Origin of the sequence: Marivita sp. (genome assembly GCF_022763305.1) — a bacterium.
In the GTDB taxonomy this organism is placed as follows: domain Bacteria; phylum Pseudomonadota; class Alphaproteobacteria; order Rhodobacterales; family Rhodobacteraceae; genus Marivita.
This window is the reverse complement of the sequence record NZ_JALEGT010000036.1, coordinates 1-2,838: the sequence shown is the minus strand read 5'-3', so window position 1 is coordinate 2,838 and position 2,838 is coordinate 1. Positions and strand designations below refer to the sequence as shown.

Below are 2,838 nucleotides of genomic sequence, written 5' to 3'. Positions count from 1 at the left end.
CCTCCGCCATCTCGCTTTCATGTGCCTGACGCACGGTCGCAAAGCCTTCGGCCTGCGCCTCGGGAGCCCTGTCGACAGCCTCGAATGGCTCACGCCCATGTGATTGCAGCTTTGTCATACTTGGGACTTTGCAGCGAAACAGCGGGATTGACAACTTGTTTGCTTCGGGTAGATAAATTAGCCATGTCTAACTTTTTGCCTTGGAGGCCGTGGTGATGCGAAATACTATGAGAGTGCTGCTCGCCACACTCGCAAGTGCGCTCCTCCTGTCCGGACCTGTCGCCGCGACGCCGGCCAAGGAGGCGCCTTGGCTTCCCGAGGCGGCGGCCTACCGTCTGACGCTCTTTCTTGGAAATCTCGAGCCTCTGCCCTGGGACGACATCGAAACCGCCTGGTCCGAACCCTATCGGGGCTCGGAATTCTCGACCGGTGCGGTGGAGTGGCTGGACCGCGAAAGCGATATCAAGCCTGACGGTCTTCTGAACGCGATGATGCGCGAAGACCGGCAGGCGGTATTCGCCGAGGCGACGCGGCTCATCGCGCTCAGGATCGAAGAGGAACTGGACCGGGCTCTCGCGACCGAAGACCCTGCGACGGCACAGCAGGCCTTGCGAACCGCACGCGAACTCTACCGTGCGTTCGAGGACGGCGTCGCGGCCGCCGATTCGGAGGCTGCGAGACGGATCGGCCTGGCTTGGCTGGAGCTCAATAGCAGCACCGGGTTCTCTGGCGTACTTGGCGCAGGCTCGACATCTGCGGATCGCGAAACCATGGAATCCGCGCGCGCTGTCATCTCCGGCTATCTCGCCGAGAATTACCTCGTTGACGACTTTGCTACGCGTCGGGCGTTAAGCGCCCTGCCGGAAACCGCCGTGCTCAGCGGTCGCGCCATCGAGGTGCCGCCAAGCCTGCCACCGGGCTCCGACATTTTCGATCAGGACCCGTTACCACTGCTCGTCCTCAACTTCGAGGAGCAGGGCATCGACGAGACCGATCTGCCGCTTGTTGCCTACGGCGACATGCTGTTCGACAGTGCGCAAATCTTCGGCAGCCCCGCGCGCGATCTCGGGATCACCTGCTCGACCTGTCACAACCGCTCGGACATCAACCAGCGGCTTTTCGTTCCGGGCGCAAGCCACCAGCCAGGCGCGATCGACGTCGACGGCGCCTTTTTCAACCCGATCTTCAACGACCGGCGCGACGACCCGCTCGACGTTCCGAGCCTGCGCGGCTTGCGTTTTACAGGTCCCTACGGCCGCGATGGCCGTTTCGCCTCCCTGCGCGATTTCACCCGCAACGTGATCGTCAACGAGTTCGGCGGGGATGAACCGACGCCCTTCATGATGGACGCTCTCGTCGCCTACATGCTCGAGTTCGACTTCCTGCCGAATTCCATGCTGACGACTGATGGCCGCCTGACCGACACGGCCCAAGCGGCCGCCCGGCGCGGCGAGGAGATCTTCAACCGGCCCTTCGCCGGGCTCGGCGATCGGTCCTGCGCCAGTTGCCACGTGCCAGACGCGAACTTCCTCGACCGGCAGGCCCACGACATCGGCTCCGTCGCGCCGGGCTACGAGGGGGCTCGCGCCGGTGCGCTGGACACGCCCACGCTGCTCGGCACGGCCTATACCGCCCCCTATTTCCACGACGGGTCATTGCCGACGCTGGCCGCCGTCGTGGACTGGTTCGACGAGACGAAATCGCTTGGGCTGACCGAGGATGACCGCGCCGATCTGACCGCCTATCTCGAGACCGTTGGCGCGGCAGACGAGCCCTATGAGGCCTTCGACACCGAGAACACCGCTTTCCGGCTGGCATTCGCCGAACTGACGACCTTCGCCTCGACAATCGATACGCTACTGCCGCGGCGGGACGCGGAGCATATCCTGCTGCTGACCGACACTGTGGCCGCGGACCTCTCGGCGGACGCCAGTACCATGTCGAACCTCCCCGCCCGGCCCGAGGTCTATGCGCTGGCCGAACGTCTGGCCGCGGTCGGCGCCGCCGTCCGTGCCGATGACTGGAAGGCCGCCGAAGCAAGCTGGACCGCGTTCAAGTCTGAAGCCGACGCAATCGAAGAGAGGGCATTCTGATGCCGGTCCATCTGACCCGTAGAACGATACTGACCTTGGTCGGCGCGGGCGCGGTGTCGCTGGCGACACCTCTCGCCGCGCAGGACGATGCACTGCGGCTTGCCTTCATCCCGCAGGAGAACCCCGACAAGCTTCTGGGGGACATCGAGGCCATCACCGGCTGGCTGGCCAGTGAGATCGGCGTCCCTGTCGAAGGGTTCGTTACCATCGACCATGCAGCGGCGGTCGAAGCACTGCGCAATGGTGACGCGGATATCTCCTTCATGGGCGCCCTGCCCTTCGTTCTGGCCGAGGCCGAGATCGGTGCCGTGCCGCTCCTGTCCGAAGTCTACCGCGACGCGCCGAGTTATACGGGCCGCATCTTCGTGCGCCGCGACAGCGGCATCCGAGCGCTCGCCGACCTGCGCGGGCGCGACATCGCATTCGCGGATCCGATCTCGGAATCGGGCTATCTCTATCCGCTCGCCGAATTCGTTGAGGCCGGGCTGGTCGAAGGCCCCGGAGAGGCAGAGGCATTCTTCGGCCGCATCTTCTTCGCGGGCGGCTACCAGCAGGCGATGCAGGCGATGGCCGAAGGCCTGGTCGATGCCGCAGGCGCCAGCCAGTATGCCGACCTGCTTCTGACGCCGCAGCAACAGGCGGAGGTAGCCTGGATCGCGGAAAGCGCGCCGATCCCGAGCCATTTGGTGATCGCTCGCCCGGGGCTCGATGCCGCTCTGCGGGACCGTTTTGTCGACGCAATGCT

Annotated in this window: 2 protein-coding genes; both read left to right on the top strand. The window is 64.8% G+C overall.

Translation table 11 applies throughout. The features are described 5' to 3' along the window. The first annotated feature begins 227 nt into the window (after positions 1 to 227). The gene (locus tag MRY75_RS06570) at positions 228 to 2,093 is read left to right on the top strand and encodes a cytochrome c peroxidase (protein WP_292306345.1); all 1,866 of its coding nucleotides are present in this window, start codon (positions 228 to 230) and stop codon (positions 2,091 to 2,093) included. Then, positions 2,093 to 2,838, top strand: a 746-nt coding sequence (locus tag MRY75_RS06565) for a phosphate/phosphite/phosphonate ABC transporter substrate-binding protein (RefSeq protein WP_292306344.1), incomplete at its 3' end; no start/stop codon positions are given. The genes MRY75_RS06570 and MRY75_RS06565, both read left to right, overlap by 1 nt.

Bases quoted from the DNA above. Each gene is read 5' to 3' on its own strand.
- MRY75_RS06570 (WP_292306345.1), top strand. From the start codon at position 228: ATGAGAGTGCTGCTCGCCACACTCGCAAGTGCGCTCCTCCTGTCCGGA.